The following is a 21,962-nucleotide window of genomic DNA, read 5'->3' as shown; positions in this document are numbered from 1 at the left end:
GCAAGTCAGTCTCTGATAGCCCACAGGGCCAGTTTCAGTTCGGGCAGATCGCCGGCGGCGTGGAAGGCAATGCCGCCGGAGCGTGATAGCTGTGCGCGTTCATCGCTGCCGGGTGTCAGCGCGAAATAGCAGTGGTCCCGGCGGAAGGGAAGCTGTCTGGGCGCGACGGGCAGTGGCTGCAGGCGGATGCCGGGCAGGTGCAGGTTGACCAGCTGACGAATATGTTCGACGGCGCCGACCTTGAGGTGGTTGGGCAAACGGCTGCGCAGTTCCTCGCTGCTGCAGGCTGCCGTTGCGGCGAGTACAAAGCGTGCCCCGTCAATGAGGTCGGGGTCGTTGATGGGCGCGACTTGTACACCATATTGACGCTGCTGCAGCGGTAACTCGACACTGTGCTGTTCCAGCACGCTGGACAGACGTTGCCGCAGGACCCGCATCAGGGCGTCGAAACTCCGGCTTTGATCGATATGCTGATATTGCAGCTCCGGCGGTGGCCGCCGACTGTCGGAGCAGAATGTAGCCAGTTCTGCCTGCAATGACAGCAGAATGCTGTACAGCTCGGCGGCGGGTGTCTGGGTCCTGTGCTGGTGGTGCCGGAGGATTGCCTCATGGCGGTTGATCAACTGCAGGGTCAGCAGATCCCCGATCTCTGCCCCGGCGGCCTGGCCACGGGCGAGCATTCGTTCTGCCAATACCTCGGCGCGCTGTTGCAGCAGGCTGATTACCTCCTGCAGGCAGCGTCCGAGAAAGGGGCTGGGCTGACAGTGAATAAAGGTTGCCGGAAAACGCTCGTCCAGCCTGACGCCTCCGTCGGCACTGCTGTCGCGGACCGTACAGACCCTCAGGCGGACCAACCCGGGCGACTGTGCGTCAGCGTCCAGTTGCAGTTGAAGATTCGGTCTGGCGCAGAGCAGCGGGCTCTCTGTTTCGGCGTGTCCGTTACTCTCGTTCAACGGCTGCGTGATGGTCGCGAACCGGGCCATGGCGTTGTCGCGTTCAGGGGGCGCAGCCCCTGTGGGTTCAGCGGCCTGCAGTGGCAGGGTCAGATAAATGTCGGTGTCGGTCTGGTTAGCGGGGATATCCAGCGCAAGTGGTGTCGGGTCGCTGTCCAGTTGAAACAGCGTGCCATCCGGCAGCAGTCCGCTGGCCTGGCTGATGACCAGTTTCCCCATTGGCAGAAAGGCTTCGTCGATCTTGAGGCTGTGAAAGCCCCACGCGTCTGCGAGCAGGCCTTTGATGCGCAGCGCCAATTGCTGTTCGTGGTATCGGTCCTGCCCCTGGAAGTGCTGGGGGCGCAGCAGCATGCCCTCCTGCCAGACGATCTTCAGTGCCTGCATGTCAGGGTGCTCCATTGCTGACTGGCGGGTGCAGCCCGTTGCTGTCGAGCTGCACTCGAACGGCGTTGCGCTTGCGCGGGGCCAGGTCCAGGGTCAGACGCCAGCGGGCACCGGCCAGGTCGCGATAGCTGGCCACCAGCCCGAGATGACGGGTGTCCGGTTGCAGGGCCAGTTTCAGTGTGCGCTGCTCGCCCGGGCGCAGCTCCATCTCTTCCATAGCCAGCAGGTCCGGTGCCAGCATCGCTGCCGGACGTTGCTGCAAATCGAAGTAGTCGGCTTGCTCGAAAGCGGTGGCGTGGCTGAGTTCAACCAGTTGCAGTACCAGCGGAGAGGGCCTGCCGTTCAGGTCCGGATTGAGTTGGTCCGATGCATTCAGGGTCAGATCGAGTTTGGTCAGATCAGAGTAGGGTGACAGCTGGCTGCAGGCACCGAGCAGCGCGCAGGCTGTGAGACTGACAAGAAAACGGGCAAAGGGCATGGGGTTATCCGAGATGTTGGTGAAACGCGCCCAGAAGGCGTGCCTGATCCTGATAGGTGCGATTGAACGCATCGCTGAATAGCTGCTGCAGCTGCTCCGGCCGCCGGGCATAGACTTCACACAGCGCGCGCCAGCGGGCGCTGTCACTGCGCAGTGGGCCCATCGATCCGACCAGGTGGTGAGGTGCGAGCAGTTGCGTCAGACGCTCGGTGCATTGGCGGTTGGCCTGTTGCATTGCCAATATCTGGGCGCGCAGTCGGTGACAGCCGCTGCGCAGCAAGCCGGTGGCGTCTGGCTCATGCTGTAACAGGTGCTCAAGCAGTTCCTGGGGCGTATCGTGCTGGAGGCCGGGATGGGGGTGGCCCCTGAGACCCAGAGTCTCGTCCAGCTGCTGCGCTGCGCGCAGGCTGAGTTGCAGCTCGCCCAGCAGAACTCTTAGCAGGGATGCGGCTTGCAGCGCCTGCTCGGCGAGGTTGTCGCGGTTGTTGAGGTCCAGCCCCAGGCGCTGGCAGATCTGTTCGGCCAGTGGGTCGTCTTCAGGCGGCCTGTAGTCTGACAATATTGCCCGCCGCGGCAAGCGGACATGCTCCGACTCTATGCGGTGGTGATCGTCCTCGGTTGCCAGTAGGGCGGGCGCGACGATACTGGACTTTGGCTCGTTGGCGGGTAACAGCGCGTCGAGCAGGTCGTCGGTGTGGCAGTCGGCGTCGCTGCCGCCCAGTTCGAGAAAGGCGTCGTCCGGAATAAGGCCCTGCGGAGCCACGGGGACGGCTTGCAGTCTGGCTCTGACCTCAAGTTCACCCATGCGATAGATGTGGCCGTGCTCGATGTCTACCGGCGTACCGTGCGGCAGCTTTTGGCTGTCATGCTTGCGGGTAATGCCGTTGCTGCTCAGATCGACCAACTGGTAGCGTTGCTGGTCAAAGCGGATCTCGGCATGCTGGCCGGACAGAATGCGAGACGGGTCGTCCAGCACCCAGTCACAGTGGCTGGCCCGGCCGATGATGCCGCCGGCTGCTCTGAAGGTACGGCAGCGCGCGGGCTCATCCTCGCGGCGTGGTGGATGAATCACATCCAGCGTCAATTCCATGCGCCACGCTCCATGGATCGCGACTCTGTTGGCGTGTCGAGTGGGCGGTATTGCTCATCGTCAAAACGCAGATTACCGCTGCAGCCGCCGAGCAGGCAGAGCAGCAGCAGGGTAGCAAGACGGTACTGTGGTGGTGTTCTGGGCATGGCAAATCCGTTGCGGGTCCGGCGCGAATCGTCCTGAATCGCGCTTGGGGTCACTTCAGCAATCTCTGTTCCTGAACTATATAAATCAGTTAAATCAACAGCTTGGGTTCTGTCTGTGACTCACGGTGGATGCCGTTGTGACGGGGTTGTCACCATGGTGCGCAAAGGCCTGCGCAGTAGCGGTAAAAACTGGCGCAGGACCGCCGGCAGGCTCAAGGTATCTGGCGGGCCAGGGCATAGGTGCCGGTGGCATGCGCCACCAGATTGTGTTCGTCGCCCGCGCTGTACAGATCAACTGCGCAGACCGCCTGGCGTTCGCCGCGCTTCATCCAGGTTGCTCTGGCGTAGAGGTCAAGTGGCGCGGGGCGTGCCAGAAAGTGGATGTTCAGGTTGCTGGTGACAGCCATCTCCTGGCGACCCGGCCCGGCCCGGCAAGAATCAGCGCATACATGGCGGCGTCTGCCAGTGCCATCATGGTTGGTCCGGATAGTGTGCCGCCGGGGCGGATCAGCCGGGTGTTGAACGGGACGCAGGCGACCGCCGTTGTGCTATCGCTGCTGATGACCTGCAAGTCGAGGTCGTCGGCATGTGGCACGCCTTCCCGGATCAGGGTTTGAATATCGCAGGATGACAGCATCAGGATTGGAGCCTCACCTGGGGGAGGCTCTATGGTCATCGACAGACCGGGATCGTACAAGCGGCGTCAGCGCCAACATGTATGCCGTTTTGCGAATGGTTTGCGACGCAGGCACGAACCTGTTCTGCGGCCTCTGTGCAGCCCAGTTCTTCCATGCCGGTTGCCAGATTGTTCCAGCCTGCCTGGTAGTCGGGGAAACGCCGCACCAGTTCGCTGAAGTGCTCCAGCGCTTCGCTATGGCGCCCGCTGCTCCAGGCGATATTGCCGAGGCCGAGCAGTGGCGCCGGCTGATCGCTCCAGCGCTCGCTGGCCTGCCGATAGGCTGCCTCGGCACTGGTGGTCTGACCAACCTGTTCGAGGTCCGCTGCAGCTTTCAGGTAGGGCAAAGGCTCGGCTGTCGCCGGTATCCTGTCTGCCGGAACTGCGACGACGGCCCAACTGTTCGCGCGTTGCCAGGTGCGCAGGAATAGTGCAAAGGATTCGCGCTGGCGCGCGTTCAGGCCAGAGTGAAGGATTAGATCCCGGGTGTTGAGATCATAGCCAACCACCACTGCGTAGTGCCATTGCGGGTACCAGTCGAAGGCCAGATTCTGCATGACCAGCACTGCATTGCCGGCATCGATTTCGCGCAGAATGGCGCCCAGTTCAGGCGCGAGCGGATAGACCAGCAGACCCTGTTCTCGGGCGGCCGCAATCATTTCTACTTGCAGGCTGCCCTGGCGCTCGGGCAAGTAGACACGGTCGGTGAGCTGCTCCGGTGCAATGTCGATGTTACGCTGACCAAGCAGCATCGACAGCGCTGCAGGGCCGCACTGATACTCATCCTGGGCATGAAACGGCAGATTGGTCAGCAGCCGATTGGCCGGGAGGTTGTCCGGGAGGTTTTGCTGTGGGGTAGGGGTTAGCCCGGCACAGGCTGACAGCAGTGCTGTCAGCCCAAGTGCCAGGGCCAGGCGAATAGCCCTGATCATGATGTCAGTTTACGCAGTTGACGAAGCTGTAGACGTTGGTTGCGCAGAGCATGTCGGTGATGATGAAGATGACCAGAAATAGCACGATGATGCCAACAACACCGGCACCTGCGGGTGCTTCATCCAGCTGGCTGTTGAACTGGGCAAGCTCGGCGGCGGTCAGGCTGTCGATGCGCTTTTCAACCTGGTCGGGTGTTACACCCATGCTGGCCAGCTTGTCCTGAACGGCCTGATCATCGAGCATGCTTTTGAGTTCGGCACGGTCCACGGTCAGTTGCTGCTGGGCAATGGCCTCACCAGTGCCGACCATCGCGGCCTGGGCCTGAATGCTGGCCAGTGACGTCAGCATGAACAGGGCGGTGAGCAGGATGGACAGGTAACGCTTTGTTGTTCGCATGAAAGTCATCGGACATACCTCGATTTGTTGTGGCTTCCCTGCTTGGAAGCTGTTAACCACGATAGGTGGCTTCTGCTGGTGCGCAAGACGCGCTCCCTATAATCGACCCATGCAATGCCTGCGGGTTCCACTATGCCAGTGCAGCTGTGACCTGGTTCACGACTTATCAGATGCCCAGCTTGTCGCGCATCTGGTAGTACCAGGCACCAATCGCGGTGAACGGAATGCGGAACAGTCTGCCGCCCGGGAAGGGGTAATGCGGCAGCGCGGCAAAGGCGTCGAAGCGCTCTGCCTGGCCGCGCAGGACCTCTGCGAGCACCCGCCCGGCAACGTGGGTAAAGGTAACTCCGTGGCCACTGCAGCCTTGCGAGTAGTAGATGTTGTTGCCAATGCGACCCATCTGCGGCAGGCGTGACAGGGTCAGCAGGAAGTTGCCGGTCCAGGCATAGTCGATCTTCACGTCCTTGAGCTGCGGGAAGGTCTTGATCAGGTTGGGACGAATCAGCGCCTCGATGTTGCTCGGGTCACGGGCACCGTAGACAACCCCGCCGCCAAAGATGAGGCGCTTGTCGCCGGAGAGACGGTAGTAGTCGAGCAGATAGGCACAATCCTCTACACAATAGTCCTGCGGCAGCAGCGATGCGGCCAGCTCGTCCGACAGCGGCTCTGTGGTAACCACCTGGGTACCGCAAGGCATGGACTTGGCCGCCAGTTGCGGCAGCAGGTCGCCCAGATAAGCGTTGCCGGCGACGATCACATAACGGGCTTTTACCTGCCCCTGCGCGGTATGCACGACGGGATGCTCGCCCTGGTCGATACGGGTCACCGGCGACAGCTCGTGAATGACGCCGCCCAGTGATTCGAAGGCGGCTGCCTCGCCCAGCACCAGGTTCAACGGGTGAATGTGGCCGCCGCTCATATCGAGCATGCCGCCGACATAGATATCGGTATTGACTACCTCGCGGATGCGCTTGCTGTCCAGCATCTCGAGCTGGGTGTGGCCGTAGCGCTCCCAAAGCTGCTTTTGAGCCTCAAGGTGCTTCATGTGCTTGCTGTTGAACGCGGCAAAGACGCCGCCGTCTTTCAGGTCACACTGGATGTTGTACTGGGCTACGCGCTCGCGAATGATGCGTCCGCCTTCAAAGGCCATATCGCCTAGCAATCGTGCCTGCTGAGCGCCCAGGGTGCGCTCGATAACGTCGATGTCGCGGCTGTAGCTGTTGACGATCTGGCCACCGTTACGACCGGATGCGCCAAAGCCGACCTTGACTGCTTCCAGTACGGTGACCTTGAAGCCCTGTTCCGCCAGGTGCAGGGCGGCAGAGATACCGGTGAAACCGGCACCGACGATGCAGACGTCGGTTTCATGGCTGCCTTGCAGGGCGGGGCGCTCGGGCGCGGGGTTGGCTGAGGCTGCGTAGTAGGAAGTGGTGTGTCGGGTCTCGGCCATGGGGGCACCTGTGCAAATGTTTGTTGAAAATATTTGACAATATGCGCCGATCCTAACGCTTGGGATGCTCTATTGCTATAGGGTGATCAAAAAAAACGACAGTCAGGGGTGTGCGGGTTCGGTCTCTGCCGCGCCACCTTGTGGTGGCGCTTTTGGCAATGGTTTGCACAGTAATACGAAGATCATCGAGCAGCCGAGCATCAGGGCAATCAGATGGAAGGCATCGTTGTAGGCCATGATGGCGGCCTGCTGATGCACCTGGTTGCTCAGCAGTTGCAGTGCGCTCTGCTCATTGCCCAGCTGGCCGGTGAGCAGGTGCATGCGTTCTTCGAATGCCGGATTGCCCGGGGTTATATGCTCACGCAGGAAGTCGAAATAGTATTTGGCGCGGCTGTCGAGAATGGTCGCCAGCGCGGCGATGCCGATAGCGCCGCCAAGGTTGCGCAGAATATTGTACAGACTGGAGGCAGAGCCGGCCTGCGAAGGCGCAATCATGGCGGTAGCGATGATCGACATGGGCACCAGGACCATGGGTTGTCCGAAGGCGCGGAAGATCTGGATGGCGATAAACTGATCGCCGGCAAAATCCAGGCTCAGGCTGCCGCTGTAGAAGCTGGCAAAGGCGAACAGAAAGAACCCGGTCGCGCAGATCAGCCGCGCATCGATAAAGCGCATGAGGATCGGTACCAGCGGAATGATCAGCAACTGGGGGATACCCATCCACATGATGACCTGACCGATCTGCAGCGCGTTGTACTGCTGAATCTGGGCCAGGTAGACCGGCAATACGAATACGGTGCCGTACAGGCCGACCCCCAGACCGATATTGGCCAGGCTGCCGAACAGAAAGTTGCGATCCTTTAGCAGGCGCAGATTGACCAGAGGGTTTTCTCTGGTGAGCTGAATGATGACGAAGCTGATCAGACTGACAAAGCTGATGACCGCCAGTGCCAGCATCAGATTGGACTCCAGCCAGTCCTTGCGATGGCCTTCTTCCAGAAACACCTGCAGGCAACCCAGGCCGACCGCCATGGTAACAATGCCCATGTAATCGCCCTGGCGCAGCAGATCCCAGCGTGGTTGCGACTTGTCCAGCCCGTACATCAGCCCGGCGGCCATCAGAATGCCGGGGACGATGTTGATGTAGAAAATGTATTCCCAGCCAAAATGTTCGGTCAGCCAGCCACCGATGGTGGGGCCGATTGATGGAGCAAAGGTGGCGGTAATGGCAAACAGTGCCATGCCCTTGGGGCGCGAGGAGGGCGGCAGCTTGATCAGAATCAGGGTAAAGGCAAACGGGATCAGCGCGCCGCCGGCAAGGCCTTGCAGCGCACGAAACACGATCATGCTTTCCAGGCTCCAGGCCATCGAACACAGCAGCGACGCGATGACGAAGATGGCCGAGATGGTTACCGCAAAGCGGCGTGGTGAAAAAATGGTAGTCAACCAGGCCGCGAGGGGGATGATGATGATCTCTGCCACCAGGTAGGAGGTAGAAATCCAGGAGCCTTCTTCGATGGTGGCCGACAGCGCGCCCTGAATATCCTTCAGCGACGAGTTGATGATCTGAATGTCCAGAATCGCCATGAAGGCGCCGAGAATGGCGCTGAGCAGGGCGATCCAGTCGCGCCTGCCCGGTGGTGGTATGTCGTGGGCGGAGCCGGCGTTAGTCACGCAGATCGACCTTCACGTGCACCGACATGCCGGGTCGGATCAGGCCAGCCAGCGGATTGTCTTCATCGACCACCAGCTTGACCGGGATGCGCTGAACCACCTTGGTGAAGTTGCCGGTAGCGTTGTCCGGCGGGAGCAGACTGAATTGGGCGCCCGAGGCGGGGAAAAGGCTCTGTAAGGTGCCGGTCACTGGCTGATCGGGAAAGGTGTCGAATACCAGTTCGGCCCTCAGCCCTTCGTGCATACGGCTGATCTGGGTTTCCTTGAAATTGGCCTTGATCCACAGTTCGGTATCCGGAACCACTGCAAGCAAATTGCTGCCGGGAGAGACGTTCTGGCCGATGCGCACATTACGCTGACCGATTCGGCCGGCGACCGGGGCGCGAATTTCGGTACGTTCAAGGTCCAGGCGGGCCTGCCCGACTGCCGCCTCGGCTGCCTGAATCTGGGCGTCCAGGCGGGCGATGTCGGCGGCAAGGGTATCCTTGGCCAGTGTTTGTGTCTGCAGCTCTGCCCGTGCCTTGCTGACCTGCGCTCGAGCCACTTCCAGCTGCGCCCGGTAGTTGCTGAGCTGTTCTTCGGAGGCATAGCCAGACTGGCGCAGTGGTGTGATGCGCTTGATGTCGAGCTCAACGCGCCGCTGCTCGGCTTGAGAGGCTTCAACGTTGGCCTCGGCTGCCGCTATCAAGCTGTCCTGCTGTCGTAGCCGTGATTGCGCCTGTTGCTTCTCGGCGCTGCGGGTCGCCAGGTTGGCGGTCGCTTGCGCCAGGGCAATTTCGAAGTCGCGGGGATCAAGCCGGACCAGCAGGTCGCCCGGTACAACGGCCTGGTTGTCATCCACCAGTACCTCTGTCACCTGTGCAGAGAGGCGACTGGATACCAGGGTGATATCGCCCTGAACGTAGGCGTTGTCGGTTTCTTCGTAGAAACGGCCTACCAGCCACCAGTGTCCGACGGCGACCAGACCGGCGATTGCGCAGAGGAGAAGGAAAACGAACAGGCGTGCTCTAACTCGGGCTGACATACAATTTCTCGATTATTTTTCTGCCTGCACTCTAACACTGTTCCGCAGGGTGCCGGAGGCGCTAGAATCTGGAAACTTTGTTGCAGCGAGGGAACAGTAAGCATGGGTTTGGATGATGCGTTGATCTTCACGCGGGTTGTGGAGTGCCACAGTTTTACCAGCGCTGCGACGACCTTGGGTATGCAGAAATCAACGGTCAGCCGCCGTATTGCCCAGCTTGAAGAGCGCCTGGGCGTGCGCCTGCTCAACCGTACGACGCGCAAGTTGCGGCTCACCGAAGTAGGGCAGGCCTACTACGAACGTTGTCGCCAGATCATGCAGGAGTTCTCCGAAGCCGAGCAGGCCATCATGCAACTGCAGCGCGAGCCCACGGGCCTGTTGCGCGTCAGCTCGCCCATCGAATTCGGGCAGCTGTTTCTCGGAGGTGTCGTCGGTGAGTTCATGCGCTGCTATCCGGCCATTCAGGTTGAGGTCGAGCTGACCACGCGTGCTGTCGACCCGGTCGAGGAGGGCGTTGATGTGGTGATCCACCTCGGGCGGCCACAGGACTCCAGCCTGGTCGCCCGGCGACTGATGACCAGCCCCCGGCAGTTGTACGCCAGCCCGGACTACATCAAGCGTTGCGGCATGCCGGCCGAGGCGTCCGAACTGACTCATCATCGCTGCATTCACGCGTTGGCCGATGGTGCGCGCAAGTGGCGGTTCGATCAGCCGGCGATTAGCGTGCCCATCTCGCCGGTACTGGTAGTCAACAACATTACCTTCGCGCGCGAGGCGGCGCTGGCCGGGGTCGGTATCATCAACGTGCCGGCGTTTATTGCCGAGTCCTGTGTCGAGGAAGGTACCCTGGTGCGTGTGCTGGAGCAGGCCGAACTGCCCTCCGGGGAATTGTACGCGCTCTATCCATCGCGTCGCTTCCAGGCCATGAAGGTGAAGGCGTTTATCGACTTTGTGGTTGAGCGACTGCAATTGCGATCGTCTAGTTATATAGAGGTTGAGGGCTGAGCCCTGATAAAATTCGCCCCATTGTGTAGTTCGTCCCGGATTGTCCGGGTCACCTGATCGAGAGAGTTCATGACTGTTCGTACCCGCATCGCACCTTCCCCTACCGGTGATCCTCACGTTGGCACCGCTTACATTGCACTGTTCAACCAGTGTTTTGCCCGCCAGCACGGTGGTCAGTTCATTCTGCGTATCGAGGATACCGACCAGGTCCGATCCAGCGCCGCCTCCGAGAAGCAGATTCTCGATTCGCTGCGCTGGCTGGGACTTGAGTGGGATGAGGGGCCTGATGTTGGCGGCCCGCACGGCCCCTATCGTCAGAGCGAGCGCAGCGCGATCTATCACGAGCACAGTGAAGCGCTGATCGAGAAGGGCCATGCCTTCCGCTGCTTCTGCTCCAGCGAGCGTCTCGATGCGCTACGGGCCGAGCAGATGGCGAACAAGCAGACGCCCGGCTATGACGGCCACTGCCTCAGCCTGAGCACCGAAGAAGTCAGTGCGCGGGTTGCTGCCGGTGAGTCGCACGTTGTGCGCATGAAGGTCCCGGCCGATGGCATCTGCAAGGTGCAGGACATGTTGCGCGGCGAGATCGATATCCCGTGGGAACAGGTGGACATGCAGGTGCTGATGAAGGCCGATGGGCTGCCGACCTACCACCTGGCCAACGTGGTAGACGATCACCTGATGGGTATTACCCACGTCCTGCGCGGCGAGGAGTGGATCAACTCGGCGCCAAAGCACATCCTGTTGTACCAGTATTTTGGCTGGGAGATGCCACAGTTGTGCCACATGCCGCTGCTGCGCAACCCGGACAAGAGCAAGTTGTCCAAACGCAAGAACCCGACCAGTATCACCTTCTACGAGCGCATGGGTTACCTGCCCGAGGCGCTGCTGAACTACCTCGGCCGCATGGGCTGGTCGATGCCGGATGAGCGGGAGAAATTCACCCTCGCTGAAATGGTCGAGCACTTCAACATTCAGCGTGTCTCGCTGGGTGGGCCTATTTTCGATATCGACAAGCTGTCGTGGTTGAACGGGCAGTGGATTCGTGAGTTGTCGCAAGACCAGTTTGCCGCAGCAGTGCAGCAGTGGGCGCTGAATCCGGCGTACCTCAAGCCGATGATCTCGCTGGCGCAGACCCGGGTGGAAACCTTCAGTGATCTGCCGAACCTGCTGGGCTTCTTTATGGCCGGCAAGGTTGATCCCTCACCTGAGCTGTTTGTGCACAAAAAGCTGGACGCCGACGGCGTGCGCAAGGCGCTGCAGTTGTTGCTCTGGAAGCTTGAAGCGCTGCGCGACTGGGACAAGGACAACATCACCGGTGTCATTCAGGCTGTCGCAGCCTATATGGAACTGAAGCTGCGTGATTTGATGCCGCTGCTGTTCCCGGCGATCACCGGCCAGGCCAGCTCGGTCTCGGTACTGGACGCCATGGCACATCTGGGCCCGGACCTTACCCGCTACCGTCTGCGTCAAACCGTCGAACTGCTGGGCGGCACCTCGAAGAAAGAGAACAAGGCGTGGCAGAAGGAGCTGGAGGCTATCTAGCCTCCAGCTGCAAGCTGCAAGCTAGAAGCTAGAAGCTAGAAGCTAGAAGCTGAAAGCAAAAGCAAAAGCAAAAGCGGCGCGGGGTTCGAGCCTCGCGCCGCGATTCGCCGCCACCCCAATCAGCTTGCGGCTTACAGCTTCCAGCTTGAGGCTTTGTTTTAGATAAGTTGCTGTTTTGCGTAAATTTCTGTTGACACCCTTGGGCTTCGCTCTTAATATTCGCCCCGTCCTTGAGACGGGGCTATAGCTCAGCTGGGAGAGCGCCTGCATGGCATGCAGGAGGTCAGCGGTTCGATCCCGCTTAGCTCCACCAAGTTTTTTTGGTCAACGTTCGCGTTGACCTGTTTTATACACTGCTGAACAGATTCCAGCCTGTTCAGAGAAGGGATTGCGTCCCCTTCGTCTAGTGGCCTAGGACACCGCCCTTTCACGGCGGTAACAGGGGTTCGAGTCCCCTAGGGGACGCCATTTTTACCGGCACATGTGAGTGTGTCAGGGTCGCAAGACCTGGGGCTATAGCTCAGCTGGGAGAGCGCCTGCATGGCATGCAGGAGGTCAGCGGTTCGATCCCGCTTAGCTCCACCATTTAGAAGGGCCGGCGAATTCGCCGGCCTTTTTTTTTATCTGTTATTCCTCGACCAGGCAATCTACCCGCCAGTAGCGTTCGCCTTCTATCAGGTCCTGACGCAGGCCGTGAATGTCGTTGCCAAAGCCGGGGAAGCGGGTTTCCAGGTCGATTGCAGTGGCCAGGTAGGCGGCGATGGTGTTATCCGTCGGAAAGCGTTCTCCCGGCATGATGACGGGGATTCCGGGCGGGTAAGGCACCAGCATCACGGCGCTGAGTCGGCCACTGAGGGCGCTTACCGGGACGGCTTCAACCTTGCCTCTGACCATTTGCTCATAGGCATCTGCCGGGCGCAGTGCCATCTCGGGCAGCTCGGTGTACATCGCGCGCTGCAGGTGCACCAGGGCATGCTGTTTGTAGCATTGGTGCAACTGCTGACACAGGTCGCGCAGACCAAGCCCAGCGTATTGTGGCTGGCGGGCGATCTCGGGCAGTGTGCTTTCCAGCGGTGCGTTCTGATCGTACAGGCGCTTGAATTCGCGCAGCTCCGACAGCAGCGTGCTCCATTTGCCCTTGGTTATCCCCAGCGAAAACAGAATGAGAAAGGAATATAGACCGGTCTTCTCCACGACCAGGCCGCGACCGGCAAGGAAGCGGGTGACAATCGCTGCCGGGATGCCGCTTTTGCCAAGCCGTCCCTTCTCTTCGATACCTGGAGTGAGCAGGGTGACCTTGATTGGGTCGAGCAGCGCATAGTCCTCGGCCATGGCGCCAAAGCCATGCCAGTCGGCATTGTTACCGAGTGTCCAGTTCTCCGCTTGCAGCTGTTCTGCGCCCAGTGCCTCCTCTGGTTCCCAGACATCGAACCACCATTCCTCATCGGCCAGCTGTTCGGCGGTCTGCTGCATGGCGCGACGGAAGGAGAGTGCCTCGTCCAGGGTTTCCTGAACCAGCGACTCGCCGGCCGGGCCGGCCATCATGCCGGTGGCAACGTCGATCGACGCAATCATGCCGTAATGGGGCGAGGTCGAGGTGTGCATCATGTAGGCCTCATTGAAGCGCTCGTGGTCGAGCTGCTGATCTGCGCTGTCGCGTGCCAGGATGATGGACGCCTGGGACAGTGCGGCCAGTACCTTGTGTGGCGACTGGGTGGCGAACATAAGGGGGTGGCCGGTTCGGCTCGGCTGGCTATGGCTCATGCCGTGCCGGCCCTGATAGAAGGGGTGAAAGGCTGCGTAGCCGTACCACGCCTCATCGAAGTGCAGCACGTCAACGCGCTCGCGCAGTTGCTCGGCGACCATGTCGGTGTTGTAGCACAGGCCGTCGTAGGTCGAGTTGGTCAGGACCGCAAGGCGAATGCGGGCGCTGTCTGTGCGGTTCTGCAGCAGGGGGTGGTTGCTGATCAGGTGAGACAGGTGCTCGCTGCTGAAACTCTGGCGGGCTATCGGGCCGATGATGCCGTAGTCGTTACGCGAGCCGGTCAGATAGATGGGGATGGCGCCAGTCATGATGATCGCGTGCAGAATCGACTTGTGGCAGTTGCGGTCAACCAGTACCAGGTCGTCACGGGTAACGTAGGCGTGCCAGATGATCTTGTTCGATGTGGAGGTGCCGTTGACCACATAGAAGGCATGATCTGCGCCGAAGACGCGGGCGGTGTTGTGTTCGGCGTCGGCAACCGGGCCGGTATGGTCAAGCAGTGAACCGAGCCCCGGTACCGAGACCGAGAGATCCGAACGCAGGGTGTTTTCGCCGAAGAAGTCATGGAAGGCACGGCCGACCGGGCTCTTGCGAAAGGCGACGCCACCGCCGTGGCCGGGTGAGTGCCAGGAGTAGCTGGCACGGCTGCTGTACTCGAGCAGGGCCTTGAAAAAGGGTGGAAGAAGCTGAGCCAGATAGCTGCGGGCGGTACGCGCAATTTGCCCGGCAATAAAGGGCAGAGTGTCTTCAAACAGATAAATGATTCCGCGTATCTGGTGCAGTTCGCGCAGGGCGCCGAGTTGCTCGGGGTCGATGGTCTGGCGGGTGGTAATTGCCATGATCGGCAGCTCGGGAGAGCGGCTGTGCGCAGCATCAAACAGCGCCTCAACGTCGTTTATTTTGCTGAGTGCCTCGGGCGTGAAGAGGATGCAGGCTAGCCCGCGATGTGCCTCGGCAATCAGTCGGCCTTCTTCCAGCTGCTCTGCACCCAGTACCTCAAAGCCTTCATTGCCCAGAGCCTCGAGCAGCGCGGCCAGTTGGCGGCCTGCAACGTTGTTCTGTCCGATGGCGGGATGGATGACGAGGATCGGGAAGTTGAGCTGTTTGAACATGGTGCGTCCCTGATGTTGGCAGTGCCTCCAGACTAATCCAGGTTGGCGTGCTTTGCATGCAGGTGTGCGGCTTGGCTGGTGTCTTTGTAGTACCATCGCTCATTCAGCCAGCAACCACGTCGCAAGGAGATGCATGTCAGTGAATTGGGATCTGCCAACCCCTTTTGTTCAGCCTATCAAGGTCGTGTCCGAAAATATCGACGAGCTTGGGCACGCCAATAATGCAGTGTATGTGCGCTGGCTTGAGCGCTGTGCCTGGGAGCATTCCAAGTCGTTGGGGTTGGGGCTGGCGGAGTATCGTGAGCTGGATCGGGCGATGGCGGTACTGCGCCACGAGATCGATTACCTGGCGTCGGCATACGAGGGTGACGAGCTGGAGATGGCGACCTGGATCTTTACCTGGGATCGCAAGCTGCGAATGACGCGGCACTTTCAGTTGGTGCGCAAAAGTGACGGGGTCACCTTGCTCCGTGCGCGTACCACATTTGTCTGTATCGAGTTGTCTTCCGGTCGCCCAAAGCGTATGCCCGAGGCCTTTATCGAGGGTTATCGCAAAGGTATGACGCAGGCCCCGGAAGGGTTCTGAGAAGGCCCGGCGCAGGGCGCCGGGCAGGCGCTCAGCGGTACTCGCACAGGTAGGCGGTATCGCGCTCGACCTTCAGGTTGAAGCGACTGTTGGCCGGCACAGTGAACTGATCGCCAGCGTTGTAGGTGGTCCATTCGTCGCTGCCGGGCAGCTTGACGGTCAGCGCGCCGTTGATGACGTGCATGATTTCCAGTTGGGTGGTGCCGAACTCGTACTCGCCTGGAGCCATTACGCCGACAGTGGCTGCGCCTTCGGGTTGCTTGAAGGCGATAGAGGCAACCTGACCATCGAAATACTGATTTACCTGGAACACGCGCAATACTCCTGCAGATGAAAGGGCGCTCATTATGCCGAGGGCTGATCTGGCGGGCAATTGGGGTTATGCAGGTTCGACTGTAGGGCTGGGCGGTCGTTGGCGTCTGACAACAAAGAGGTGTGCTATGGCAAATGTTGCATTTATCGGTCTGGGTGTCATGGGCTACCCCATGGCGGGGCATCTGCAGCGCGCGGGGCATCAGGTTACGGTTTATAACCGTACTGCCGAGAAGGCGGCGCGCTGGGTGCAGGAGTATGGTGGCCGTTTTGCCGACACGCCTGCCTCTGCCGCGCGAGGGCAGGATTTTGTGCTGCTGTGCGTTGGCAACGATGATGATCTGCGAGCTGTTGTGTGTGGCGAGCTGGGTGTATTTGCCGGCTCGCACAAGGGGCAGGTGGTAGTGGATCACACCACGGCATCGGCCGGCGTGGCCCGCGAGCTGGCGCAGGCCGCTGCGCAACTCGGTGTAGGCTTTCTGGATGCGCCTGTTTCCGGTGGCCAGGCGGGGGCGGAGAAGGGGCAGCTGACGATCATGGCTGGTGGTGATGAATCGGTATTCGACCTGGCGAGACCGATTCTGCATTGTTATTCGAAGATGCTCCGGCATATGGGTGAGGCGGGCAGTGGTCAGTTGACCAAGATGGTGAACCAGATATGCATCGGTGGCTTGCTCCAGGGGTTGGCCGAAGCAATGCATTTCGCTCAGCGTGCCGGGCTGGATGGCGATGCCGTGGTGTCGGTGATCAGCAAGGGCGCTGCGCAGTCCTGGCAGATGGAGAATCGCTACCGAACCATGCTTGATGGCGAATTTGATTTCGGCTTTGCGGTTGACTGGATGCGCAAGGACTTCGCCATCGTGCTGGATGAGGCCCGGCGCAACGGTGCGCAGCTGCCGGTTACGGCGCTGGTTGACCAGTTCTATGCTGATGTCCAGGCGATGGGCGGCGGGCGCTGGGATACATCCAGTCTGATCGCCCGTCTGCAGAAGGGTGATTGATGGACTGTCGTGCAGAGTGCGGCGCCTGTTGTACGGCGCCGTCCATTACCTCGCCGATTCCCGGCATGCCTGGCGGCAAGCCCGCTGGCGTGCCCTGTGTGCAGCTGCTGTCTGATATGCGCTGTGCGATCTTCGGCTCGCCTGAGCGCCCTGCGGTCTGTGCGGGATTCTTGCCGGAAGAAAGTGTTTGCGGCAGCACGCGGGCTGACGCTCTGCGGATTATTGGTTGGCTGGAGTCCGAGACAGGCGCAGCCTAGCCTTGCTGCAGGCTCTGCCGCGACGACGTAGAGCGCCACCGAATACGTTCACTGCGAGTCCCAGCATGATCAGTAGCGCGCCCAGAATCTGCATCTCATTGAGCTTTTCGCCGAGAATAAGGCTTGATGAGCTGAGGCCTACCACCGGAACGAGCATCGAGAAGGGCGCAACCCGGCCCGCCGGGTAACGGGACAGCAGTCGGCTCCAGAGGCCGTAGCCAATCAGCGTGGCTCCGAATGCCAGATAAAACAGGGCAAAAATGGCGGTCCCGCTGACCTCTGACAACGCCTGGTGAATCTGTCGCGGACCTTCGAGCCAGAATGACATTGCCATGAACGGTATTGGCGGGATAAGGCTGCCCCATACCACCAGACTGGTCAGGTTAACCTGTCCAACCTGCTTGGTAATGATGTTGCCGCAGGCCCACATCAGGGCTGCACACAGCGTCAGGATCAGGCCCAGCGTTGTCATGCTCGAGCCGCTTTGCAGGCCGATCAGCAGCAGCCCGGTCGCGGCGACCAGAAGGCCGGCCAGGTTGTGGATGCGGGCCTTTTCGCCTAGTAGCGCTGCTGCCAGCATCAGGGTGAAAAATGCTTGCGACTGCAGCACCAGAGAGGCCATGCCTGCCGGCATGCCGCTGGTCATGGCGCTGAACAGGAATGCGAACTGCCCGAAGGAAATGGTCATCCCGTAGGCTATTAGCCAGCGCAGGGGGATGCGTGGTCGGGGTATGAAAAATACGGCCGGAATGGCTGCAAGCGTGAAGCGCATGGCGCCAAGTAGCATCGGCGGCAGGCTGTCGAGCCCTAGCTTGATAACAACGAAGTTAAGGCCCCACAACAGGATCACGGCGAGCGCGCGGAGCAGGTCACTCAGGGGCATTGGCAGGTATCTCGTGTGTTTGGGTAGCGGTCTATCCAATCACGAAAGCCCGCCGGGCAAGCCATACAGTCAGGTGCCATGTGAGCTGAACAGTTTGATGCGTGCAAAAAAAATCCCCGCACATGGCGGGGATTTTTTCACTCTCGGCGCAATTACTTGGAAGGGTAGTCGCGCTGGGTTGGGCCGGTGTACAGCTGGCGCGGACGGCCAATCTTGTACGGACCGCTGATCATCTCGTTCCAGTGCGCAATCCAGCCCGGAGTACGGCCAGTGGCAAAGATAACGGTGAACATTTCGGTCGGAATGCCGATTGCCTTCAGGATGATGCCTGAGTAGAAGTCGACGTTCGGGTACAGGTTGCGCTCTTTGAAATAGGGGTCGCTGAGGGCAATCTGCTCCAGTTTCATGGCCAGTTCCAGCTGCGGGTCGTTGATGCCCAGTTCGGCGAGCACTTCGTCGCAGGTCTGCTTCATGACCTTGGCGCGCGGGTCGAAGTTCTTGTAAACGCGGTGGCCGAAGCCCATCAGCTTGAACGGATCGTCCTTGTCCTTTGCCTTGGCAACGAATTTCTCGATGTTTGATACGTCACCGATCTCGTCCAGCATACGCAGGACGCCTTCGTTGGCACCACCGTGAGCCGGCCCCCACAGGGCGGCAATGCCTGATGCGATACAGGCGAACGGGTTGGCGCCGGTAGAGCCGGCCAGGCGGACGGTGGAGGTGGATGCGTTCTGCTCGTGGTCGGCGTGCAGGACAAAGATACGATCCATTGCCTTGGCCAGTACCGGGCTGATCTTCTTCTCTTCACAGGGTGTGTTGAACATCATGTGCAGGAAGTTTTCGGAGTAGCTCAGGTCGTTGCGCGGGTACATCATGGGCTGGCCCATGGAGTACTTGTAGACCATCGCGGCCAGAGTCGGCATCTTGGCGATCAGGCGAATCGCGGAAATTTCGCGATGATGCGGATCGTTGATATCCAGCGAGTCGTGGTAGAAGGCGGAGAGGGCGCCGACAACGCCACACATGATGGCCATCGGGTGCGCGTCGCGACGGAAGCCGTTGAAGAAGTTCTTTAGCTGCTCGTGAACCATCGTGTGGTTCTTGATGGTGTTGTCGAACTTGGTCTTCTCTTCTGCGCTGGGCAGTTCGCCCTTGAGCAGCAGGAAGCAGGTTTCCAGGAAGTCGGATTTCTCGGCCAACTGATCGATCGGATAGCCGCGGTGCAGGAGCACACCGTTGTCACCGTCGATGTAGGTGATCTTGGATTCACAGGACGAGGTGGCCATAAAGCCAGGGTCGAAGGTGAATACGCCTTGGGCGGTCAAGCCGCGTACGTCCACAACGTCGGGGCCCATGGTCCCGGAATAGACTGGCAGCTCGATGGGGGCCGCGCCCTCGATGATCAACTGCGCCTTTTTGTCAGCCATTGATGGCCTCCTGTTTTGCTGTATCGAAAAGGTGACCCCCCACGCAGGGCCCGCATCACTATAAGGTGATAAATCGGTTTGTCAATTGTGCGGATAGTGAAAGGAAATGAGGGCAATTAAAAGGTTTAATTGCAAGCTTTTATTGTCGCCTGGCTAGACTTGGCACCGCGGAAACAGAGCGTTTCCCGCCGGTTGTTCCGTTGTAATCAACGGTCTAAGTCACTATACTCCTTGACCGGCAAAGTGACCCGCAGGGCTTCGCCAGAGGCTGCTGGGGCGGGTCATTAAAGGTGTCACAGTGCATCTTCCTATAATCCAGCCCTGTCCACAGGGCCCTGAGTGTGAATATAGCCGTGAATAGCAAACGACCCGTCAACCTCGACCTCAGGACTATCAAGCTTCCTGTAACCGCATACACGTCAATTCTGCATCGCATTTCTGGCGTGATCCTGTTTGTCGCCATCGCTGGGCTTCTCTGGATGCTCGACACCTCTCTCACCTCCGAGAGCGGCTTTGAGCAGATCAAGAGCTGCCTGCAGAACCCACTGGCCAAGCTGGTCATCTGGGGCGTTCTGTCCGCGCTTCTCTACCACCTCATTGCCGGTGTGCGTCATCTGGTAATGGATGCGGGGATTGGTGAAGGGCTGGAAAGCGGCAAGCTTGGTTCGCAGGTAGTAATCGTGGTTTCTGCCATCGTGATTGTTCTTCTGGGGGTGTGGATATGGTAACGAATGTCACCAACCTGTCTCGCAGCGGTCTCTATGACTGGATGGCGCAGCGCGTCTCCGCTGTAGTGCTGGCTGCTTATGTGCTGTTTTTGCTTGGCTACCTGATTTGCAATCCGGGGCTGACCTTTGCTGATTGGCATGGTCTGTTTTCCCAGAGCTGGATGCGCATCTTCAGCCTGCTGACACTGGTTTCGCTGAGTGTGCATGCGTGGGTTGGGATGTGGACCATCTCGACCGACTACCTGACTCCCATGGCCCTTGGCAAATCTGCCACCGTTGTCCGCTTCCTGTTCCAGGCGGTCTGCGGTCTGGTCATGTTCGTGATTTTCGTCTGGGGCGTGCAGATTCTCTGGGGTAACTAAATGTCTAACATTCGCACACTGACTTTTGATGCCATCATCGTGGGTGGTGGTGGTGCCGGCATGCGCGCTGCACTGCAGCTGGCTCAGGGTGGTCACAAGACCGCTGTTGTAACCAAGGTATTCCCGACTCGCTCGCACACCGTTTCGGCCCAGGGTGGCATCACCTGCGCCATCGCCTCTGCCGATCCGAATGACGATTGGCGCTGGCACATGTACGACACCGTCAAGGGCTCCGACTACATCGGTGACCAGGACGCAATCGAGTACATGTGTTCCGTTGGCCCGGAAGCGGTCTTCGAGCTTGAGCACATGGGTCTGCCGTTCTCCCGTACCGAAACCGGGCGCATCTATCAGCGTCCGTTCGGTGGTCAGTCCAAGGGTCCCGATAACCCGACTCAGGCTGCCCGTACCTGTGCTGCAGCCGACCGTACCGGTCACGCACTGCTGCACACCCTGTATCAGAACAACGTCAAGCACAACACCTCGTTCCTGAACGAGTGGTATGCCGTGGATCTGGTCAAGAACCAGGACGGTGCTGTCGTTGGTGTTATCGCCATCTGCATTGAAACCGGCGAAACCGTCTATATCCGTGCCAAGGCTACCGTGCTGGCGACTGGCGGTGCAGGTCGCATCTATGCCTCTACCACCAACGCCCTGATCAATACTGGCGACGGCGTTGGCATGGCTCTGCGTGCTGGCGTGCCGGTGCAGGACATCGAAATGTGGCAGTTCCACCCGACCGGTATCGCCGGTGCCGGTACCCTGGTTACCGAGGGTTGCCGTGGTGAAGGTGGCTACCTGATCAACAAGCACGGTGAGCGTTTCATGGAGCGTTATGCTCCGAACGCGAAAGACCTGGCTGGCCGCGACGTGGTTGCGCGCTCCATGGTCAAGGAAATTCTGGCCGGTAACGGCTGTGGTCCGGATGGCGACCACGTCATGCTCAAGCTGGATCACCTGGGCGAGGAAGTGCTGCACAGCCGTCTGCCCGGTATCTGCGAACTGTCCAAGACCTTCGCCCACGTTGATCCGGTCACTGCGCCGATCCCGGTTGTTCCGACCTGTCACTACATGATGGGTGGTATCGCTACCAATATTCATGGTCAGGCGATTACCCAGGATGCCAACGGCAACGACAAGATTGTTGAAGGTCTGTTCGCTGTTGGTGAAGTGGCCTGCGTATCCGTACACGGCGCCAACCGTCTGGGCGGCAACTCGCTGCTGGACCTGGTGGTCTTCGGTCGTGCTGCCGGTCTGCACCTGGAGTCTGCGCTGAAGGAAGGTATCGAGCACCGTGGTGCCTCTGAGTCCGACATCGACGCCTCCCTGGCGCGCCTGTCCGGTCTGAACGAGCGTAATACCGGCGAAGATGTTGCTCCGCTGCGTAAGGAACTGCAGAACTGCATGCAGAACTACTTCGGTGTATTCCGTACTGGCGAATACATGCAGAAGGGTATTGCCCAGCTGGCCGATCTGCGTGAGCGCATCGCCAACGTCAAGATCGAAGACAAGAGCCAGGCATTCAACACCGCACGTATTGAAGCGCTGGAACTGCAGAACCTGCTGGAAGTGGCCGAAGCCACTGCGATCGCAGCTGAAGCCCGCAAGGAAAGCCGCGGTGCCCATGCGCGTGAAGACTTCGAGGAGCGCGATGACGTGAACTGGCTGTGCCACAGCCTGTACATGCCTGAAACCAAGCAGCTGAACAAGCGTGCGGTTAACTTCGCGCCCAAGACTGTTCCGGCATTTGAGCCTAAAGTGCGTACTTACTAAGG

21 protein-coding genes, 3 tRNA genes and 1 pseudogene are annotated in these 21,962 nt (G+C 59.9%); 11 read left to right on the top strand and 14 right to left on the bottom strand.

The genetic code is table 11. The features are described from left to right. Positions 1-5: 5 nt before the first annotated feature. The 10 genes and pseudogenes from tssK to ACZ5WQ_RS06095 form a co-directional block, all read right to left on the bottom strand. On the bottom strand, positions 6-1,337 hold the full coding sequence (gene tssK / locus ACZ5WQ_RS06140; protein WP_464383372.1) for a type VI secretion system baseplate subunit TssK: 1,332 nt from the start codon (positions 1,335-1,337) through the stop codon (positions 6-8). Between the two features lies 1 nt (position 1,338). Then, a complete protein-coding gene (gene tssJ / locus ACZ5WQ_RS06135; protein WP_233049756.1) occupies positions 1,339-1,815 on the bottom strand; it encodes a type VI secretion system lipoprotein TssJ in 477 nt (158 codons plus the stop codon). Between the two features lie 4 nt (positions 1,816-1,819). Continuing rightward, positions 1,820-2,905 carry a type VI secretion system-associated FHA domain protein gene (locus ACZ5WQ_RS06130; RefSeq protein WP_464383371.1) on the bottom strand — a complete coding sequence of 362 codons (1,086 nt, stop codon included), beginning with the start codon at positions 2,903-2,905 and terminating at the stop codon, positions 1,820-1,822. Further along, positions 2,896-3,051 carry a type VI secretion protein gene (locus tag ACZ5WQ_RS06125; protein WP_464383370.1) on the bottom strand — a complete coding sequence of 52 codons (156 nt, stop codon included), beginning with the start codon at positions 3,049-3,051 and terminating at the stop codon, positions 2,896-2,898. The genes ACZ5WQ_RS06130 and ACZ5WQ_RS06125 overlap by 10 nt, the downstream gene beginning before the upstream one ends. A 212-nt stretch (positions 3,052-3,263) precedes the next feature. Further along, positions 3,264-3,685 (bottom strand): annotated as a pseudogene (locus ACZ5WQ_RS06120) (PaaI family thioesterase). 38 nt (positions 3,686-3,723) lie between these two features. Continuing rightward, complete coding sequence (locus tag ACZ5WQ_RS06115; protein ID WP_464383369.1) at positions 3,724-4,659, bottom strand: PA2778 family cysteine peptidase; 936 nt, start codon at positions 4,657-4,659, stop codon at positions 3,724-3,726. A 4-nt stretch (positions 4,660-4,663) separates the two neighbouring features. After that, a complete protein-coding gene (locus tag ACZ5WQ_RS06110) occupies positions 4,664-5,056 on the bottom strand; it encodes a PA2779 family protein (RefSeq protein WP_464383368.1) in 393 nt (130 codons plus the stop codon). A gap of 166 nt (positions 5,057-5,222) precedes the next feature. Next, a complete protein-coding gene (locus ACZ5WQ_RS06105; protein WP_228247180.1) occupies positions 5,223-6,506 on the bottom strand; it encodes an NAD(P)/FAD-dependent oxidoreductase in 1,284 nt (427 codons plus the stop codon). 102 nt (positions 6,507-6,608) lie between these two features. Beyond that, positions 6,609-8,180, bottom strand: a complete 1,572-nt coding sequence (locus ACZ5WQ_RS06100) for a DHA2 family efflux MFS transporter permease subunit (RefSeq protein WP_228247179.1) — start codon at positions 8,178-8,180, stop codon at positions 6,609-6,611. Next, complete coding sequence (locus ACZ5WQ_RS06095) at positions 8,173-9,204, bottom strand: HlyD family secretion protein (RefSeq protein WP_228247178.1); 1,032 nt, start codon at positions 9,202-9,204, stop codon at positions 8,173-8,175. The genes ACZ5WQ_RS06100 and ACZ5WQ_RS06095 overlap by 8 nt, the downstream gene beginning before the upstream one ends. A 102-nt stretch (positions 9,205-9,306) precedes the next feature. Here ACZ5WQ_RS06095 and ACZ5WQ_RS06090 point away from each other — a divergent pair, with 102 nt between their 5' ends. The 5 genes from ACZ5WQ_RS06090 (at position 9,307) to ACZ5WQ_RS06070 (ending at position 12,339) form a co-directional block, all read left to right on the top strand. Continuing rightward, positions 9,307-10,209: a LysR family transcriptional regulator gene (locus tag ACZ5WQ_RS06090; RefSeq protein WP_228247177.1), complete on the top strand. Its 903-nt coding sequence runs from the start codon at positions 9,307-9,309 to the stop codon at positions 10,207-10,209. 69 nt (positions 10,210-10,278) lie between these two features. Next, entirely contained in the window at positions 10,279-11,754 is a 1,476-nt protein-coding gene (gltX, locus tag ACZ5WQ_RS06085) for a glutamate--tRNA ligase (protein WP_464383367.1), read from the top strand. Positions 11,755-11,991: 237 nt separating this feature from the next. Continuing rightward, positions 11,992-12,067, top strand: a tRNA-Ala gene (locus ACZ5WQ_RS06080). A 79-nt stretch (positions 12,068-12,146) separates the two neighbouring features. After that, positions 12,147-12,222, top strand: a tRNA-Glu gene (locus ACZ5WQ_RS06075). Positions 12,223-12,263: 41 nt separating this feature from the next. Next, positions 12,264-12,339 (top strand) — tRNA-Ala (locus ACZ5WQ_RS06070). A 42-nt stretch (positions 12,340-12,381) separates the two neighbouring features. Here ACZ5WQ_RS06070 and ACZ5WQ_RS06065 read toward each other — a convergent pair. Then, positions 12,382-14,631: an Orn/Lys/Arg family decarboxylase gene (locus tag ACZ5WQ_RS06065; protein WP_464383366.1), complete on the bottom strand. Its 2,250-nt coding sequence runs from the start codon at positions 14,629-14,631 to the stop codon at positions 12,382-12,384. 139 nt (positions 14,632-14,770) lie between these two features. Here ACZ5WQ_RS06065 and ACZ5WQ_RS06060 point away from each other — a divergent pair, with 139 nt between their 5' ends. After that, complete coding sequence (locus tag ACZ5WQ_RS06060) at positions 14,771-15,217, top strand: acyl-CoA thioesterase (RefSeq protein WP_464383628.1); 447 nt, start codon at positions 14,771-14,773, stop codon at positions 15,215-15,217. A 31-nt stretch (positions 15,218-15,248) separates the two neighbouring features. Here ACZ5WQ_RS06060 and ppnP read toward each other — a convergent pair whose 3' ends face one another. Next, positions 15,249-15,530, bottom strand: coding sequence for a pyrimidine/purine nucleoside phosphorylase (ppnP, locus tag ACZ5WQ_RS06055; protein WP_464383365.1), 282 nt, complete (start codon positions 15,528-15,530; stop codon positions 15,249-15,251). A 127-nt stretch (positions 15,531-15,657) separates the two neighbouring features. Here ppnP and ACZ5WQ_RS06050 point away from each other — a divergent pair, with 127 nt between their 5' ends. Both ACZ5WQ_RS06050 and ACZ5WQ_RS06045 read left to right on the top strand, forming a co-directional pair. Beyond that, on the top strand, positions 15,658-16,530 hold the full coding sequence (locus ACZ5WQ_RS06050) for an NAD(P)-dependent oxidoreductase (protein WP_228247174.1): 873 nt from the start codon (positions 15,658-15,660) through the stop codon (positions 16,528-16,530). Further along, the gene (locus ACZ5WQ_RS06045; protein WP_233049749.1) at positions 16,530-16,787 is read left to right on the top strand and encodes a YkgJ family cysteine cluster protein; all 258 of its coding nucleotides are present in this window, start codon (positions 16,530-16,532) and stop codon (positions 16,785-16,787) included. The genes ACZ5WQ_RS06050 and ACZ5WQ_RS06045 overlap by 1 nt, the downstream gene beginning before the upstream one ends. Here the strand turns inward: ACZ5WQ_RS06045 and ACZ5WQ_RS06040 are convergent. After that, a complete protein-coding gene (locus tag ACZ5WQ_RS06040; RefSeq protein ID WP_464383364.1) occupies positions 16,750-17,670 on the bottom strand; it encodes an EamA family transporter in 921 nt (306 codons plus the stop codon). The genes ACZ5WQ_RS06045 and ACZ5WQ_RS06040 overlap by 38 nt on opposite strands. Positions 17,671-17,822: 152 nt before the next feature. Beyond that, entirely contained in the window at positions 17,823-19,097 is a 1,275-nt protein-coding gene (gene gltA, locus ACZ5WQ_RS06035; protein WP_464383363.1) for a citrate synthase, read from the bottom strand. A 341-nt stretch (positions 19,098-19,438) separates the two neighbouring features. Here gltA and sdhC point away from each other — a divergent pair, with 341 nt between their 5' ends. Genes sdhC through sdhA form a run of 3 tightly spaced genes read left to right on the top strand, consistent with a single transcriptional unit; the run spans position 19,439 to position 21,960 of the window. Then, positions 19,439-19,825 carry a succinate dehydrogenase, cytochrome b556 subunit gene (gene sdhC / locus ACZ5WQ_RS06030; protein WP_464383362.1) on the top strand — a complete coding sequence of 129 codons (387 nt, stop codon included), beginning with the start codon at positions 19,439-19,441 and terminating at the stop codon, positions 19,823-19,825. After that, positions 19,819-20,187, top strand: coding sequence for a succinate dehydrogenase, hydrophobic membrane anchor protein (gene sdhD, locus ACZ5WQ_RS06025; RefSeq protein WP_088274113.1), 369 nt, complete (start codon positions 19,819-19,821; stop codon positions 20,185-20,187). Before sdhC ends, sdhD begins: the two co-directional genes overlap by 7 nt. Beyond that, the gene (sdhA, locus tag ACZ5WQ_RS06020; protein WP_269687276.1) at positions 20,188-21,960 is read left to right on the top strand and encodes a succinate dehydrogenase flavoprotein subunit; all 1,773 of its coding nucleotides are present in this window, start codon (positions 20,188-20,190) and stop codon (positions 21,958-21,960) included. It abuts the gene before it with no gap. Positions 21,961-21,962 lie beyond the last annotated feature (2 nt).

This window comes from Halopseudomonas sp. T1L2, from assembly GCF_055397385.1.
The sequence above is the reverse complement of the archived record's forward strand: the minus strand, read 5'-3'. Positions and strand labels throughout refer to the sequence as shown.